Consider the following 3,873-nt stretch of genomic DNA (forward strand, 5'->3'; position numbering starts at 1 on the left):
CCCCCCCCGTGGTCGAACCAGCTGTTGTTGTTGATTGGTCGGTGCCTTCAGAGATGGTCTCAAGCTCCTCCTAAGGTAATCTAAGGATGCATTCCTCTTGATCCAGCCCATCCGCTTTTCAGCAAAGCTTACGTCAATGCGTTCGGCGGGTACCCCATGGAAGCGTTCGATATAGTGCTCCAGGCCAGACCGCTTCAGTAGCCGATCTCCGATCCAATATTGAGCGAAGTCCCTCGCATTTCTTGGCTGACGTCGGAACAGCCGGGCGAAAACTACGGACAACAGAATACGGGACACCTCAATCGGACCGGTAGACAGAACATCATCCTTCACGGAGATCGGATAGCGCGTAATCAGACCCTGCGGGTTCAGTCGTCCAAAGCTTGGGCTAACCGGAACGTATAGAGGGAGCAGTTCTGGAAAGTGATTAAGCAAAGGAGAGTTGTACTGGAACAGGAAGCTGCCAACATCGAATGTGTAATCACCCAAAGCACAATCGATGTGATTTCCGCCAAGGTGGTTGTACTCATCGACAACAAGGACGCGCTTATAACCCTGTTGTAGGAGTATTGATGCAGAGACCAGGCCGCTGATCCCAGCACCTAACACAATGACATCGAAATTAGAGGCGCCGTTGGTTCCAGTTTCTGTTGAAGCTTCGTCTACCAGCAATTGAGATACTTTCGGCAAGCGGAGAGGGCGCAGATTGTTGTATAACGCAAAGAATTGAAGCTTATTCCTTCTCTAATTCGGAATAAGTAGTGTCTACCTCCAGAGACTGCTGCTGTCTCCAGATCCAACACCCAGACCAGTGGTCCTGCTTCCAGTGCGGTGCCGCGTGCTCGATCTTTCAGCGAGCATCTTCACCAGCTCCTGCCCCCTGCTGCCGATGCGGCGCAGCTGCGAACTGAGTTGAAGGTCCCGAGTTGGTGATCCCGATGTGATCACATCCACCGGCGGCAGTGAAGCACCTGGGTTTAGTGGTCGATGATCAGCGTTAGCGTTCGGCATGACCCTCCGACTGGGATGGTCGGCGGCCCTGACTAAGGTTGCACGGCAGGCCATCACACCGCCTCCAGAACGGGCGGCCTATAGCCTCGACTGAAGGAGGGTCGTGGTACTCTAGTGGCGTCTCCAGCTTTCAACCAGATTGTGTGCGTCAAGTTCTGCAAAGCGGGGCGGCCGAGCAGGCTGGCTAAGCGGCTTCGCGGAGTTGATCCTTCTTGTGCTCCTTCAGGTCCTCCATGTTGAGGTAGCGGTGAGCTTCGAGCCAGTTCTCATGCGTCTCTACCGCCAGGGCCCGCACCAGCCGGCAGCATGAGGCGGCATTGGGGAAGATCCGCACCACATAGGTGCGCCTTCTGATCTCTTCGTTGAGGCGTTCCAGCATGTTGGTGCTCTTGAGGTGCTTATGGTGCTGGCGCGGCAGCCGGTAGAAAGTGAATGTCTCCTCGATCGTCTCCTCGGCCCAGGCCACCAGGCGCGGATAGCGGCTCTCCCACTTGGCAATCCAGGCGGAGACGCGTCGGGCCTCCTCGACCGATCGCCGGTCATAGAGCCAGCGCAGCTCCTGCAGGCAGTCATCATCGGCCTTGCCCGGCAGGTGATCGAGGGCGTTCCGGAGGAAGTGCACGTAGCACCTCTGAAACGCCGCTTCCGTCAGCACCTCACGGATGGCCGCCCGCAGCCCGGCATGATCGTCTGCCACCACCAGCTCCACCCCTGAGAGGCCGCGCTCGCGCAGGCCGAGCAGAAAGGTCCGCCACGAGGACTGGCTTTCCCGGTTGGCCATCTCGACGCCCAGGATCTGGCGCCGGCCATCCCAGTCGATGCCCACTGCAATCAGCACCGCCTGCGAGGCGACGATGCCGCCCTCGCGCACCTTCTCGTACCGGGCGTCCAGGATCAGGTACGGGAACGGCTCCTCGAGCCGTCGCGCGGCGAACTGGGCCAGGCTGTCGTCGAGGCGCTTGTTGATCGAGGAGATCGCCGAGGCCGAGAAGCTGTGGCTGCACAGCTCCTCGGTGATCGCCTTGACCTTACGGGTGGAGACGCCCTGAACGTACATCTCGGCCAGGGTGGCGACGAGCGCCTGCTCGGAGCGCTGATAGCGCTCGAACAGCTCGGTGGAGAAGCGGCCAGCGCGGTCCTGTGGCACCCGCAACTCCAGTTTACCCACGCGGGTCACCAAGGTCCGGCTGTAGTAGCCCGAGCGGTAGCCGAGGCGGGAGGCGGTGCGCTCGCCCTTCTCGGCCTGGAGGGCGTCGGTCATCTCGGCTTCAAGCATCTCCTGCATGACGACCCGGACGACCTCGCGCAGCCCGTCCGGGCTGTGGCTCAGAAGGTCCTTGATGGCGGCAGCGGCGGGTTTATCCTTGGTGTTGGTCATGGTGGGGCTCCTCTCGGAGGGTGACTTGGACATCACCATCCTGCCATGACCGCCCCGATCAGGCGATTTGCAGAACCTTCACCACACTACTAGCGTACGCCACCATTGGTCACTCGGTGCCAGGCCCTTTACCAGTCGGCACCCTTTGGGCCGCAGAGCGGCATAAGCTTTGCCGTCTCCGTCAGCCAGCAACCTACCCGCACGAGGTAGCCTTACTCGCCTTATGACTGCCTTGCTGACGCTCGTTGAGGCCATAACCTGATGCAACCGGCATCTTTTCATCCTGCATGTGGGAGGGGAACAGTGACACGCCGTCTTACAGGTGGACGAACCCATGCCACTCGGGCCAGACAACTCTCTCTTGCCACTCTGCTCCCATTGACCTTGGCCGTTGTGCAGGTCGAGGGGGCAGATGCCCGCGATGTGGGCGTGAGCGGAGGGGCTGCTGGCTTGGGCGCAGGCGTAAGCGCTGGCGTTGGATCCGGCGGGATCAGTGCCGGAGCCGGTCTCAACGGCGGAGGTAACGGGACGTCGGCCAGTGACGGCCTGGGCTCACGTGGCGGTGGTGGGGGGATTGGCGCTCCTGGAGGCGCGGTGGGAGCGTCGATTGGTGCAGGTATCGGATCCGATGGGGTCAGCGCGGGAGGCGGCGTTAGCAGTGGCGGCAGCGGGGCTTCCGTCAGTGGCAGCGTTGGCCCCAGTGGCATTAGCGGTGGACTGGGAGCTAATGCTGGCGCGGCGGGAGCGACCGCTAACGCCGGTATTGGAGCCGGTGGGGTGAGTGCTGGCAGCAGCCTGAGTGGCGGAGGTAGCCAAGGTGGATCGCGGGGTCCCAGCGGTGGGGCGGGAGCTGCTTCGGGAGGCAGCGGAACCCCTGCCGGTGGCAGCGGCAATTCCACCAGTTCATCAACCAACGCAGGCGCACCTTCTGGGGTCGGCTCGGTCGGCACAGGACCGTCAGCCGCGACGAATGGGGGCAATCCGGGCTATGGTGCCCCCAGTGAGGCACGGACCTCAGGATTCGTCGCCAGTATTGCTCCCACCGCCCGTGCAACATCGTCGTTCGCAGAGGCCACTGTTCCACAGGCGCTGTTGCCGGTTGAGCGTGGAGGCGGCGATAGCGGATGGTTCCGGAGCGTACACCAACTCCAACCTCTGCGCGCCAAACCCGGTACGCCGTGGAGTGTTGTTCAGTCCTGCCGCAACGCGCTGATCCCCGGCGCGTTGCGCTACGGTGCCAGGCAGGTGGATGTCGCCAGTGCCGGACGAACTGTTCGTCTCAAAAACGGTGGCTTGTCCGCTCCCGTTGAAGCACGGGTTCTGTTTCAGCGCGGCGATCATGTGCAGGTTCGACAGGCTCGGGTGACGTGCCGCTTGGATCACGCGGGGCGCGCGGCAGCAGTGTTCTAATACTACAGCCGGGCCTTGTGCGTTGTCTTAGACACGGAGGTGTCGCGCCATGACGTACGCAAGCGAGGCCCACC

2 protein-coding genes are annotated in these 3,873 nt (G+C 61.8%); both read right to left on the reverse strand.

Going from position 1 to position 3,873, the window contains the following annotated elements; genetic code table 11:
• A partial coding sequence (locus JQC81_RS31945) for an NAD(P)-binding protein (protein ID WP_312887630.1) occupies positions 1–690 on the reverse strand: 690 nt, incomplete at its 3' end.
• A 505-nt stretch (positions 691–1,195) separates the two neighbouring features.
• Entirely contained in the window at positions 1,196–2,389 is a 1,194-nt protein-coding gene (locus tag JQC81_RS31950) for an IS256 family transposase (protein WP_203275785.1), read from the reverse strand.
• Positions 2,390–3,873: the final 1,484 nt, after the last annotated feature.

This window comes from Microvirga arabica, from assembly GCF_016811235.1.
GTDB lineage: Bacteria > Pseudomonadota > Alphaproteobacteria > Rhizobiales > Beijerinckiaceae > Microvirga > Microvirga arabica.

Excerpts from the sequence above, each read along its gene's own strand:
- JQC81_RS31950 (WP_203275785.1), bottom strand. The coding sequence starts at position 2,389 with ATGACCAACACCAAGGATAAACCCGCCGCTGCCGCCATCAAGGACCTT.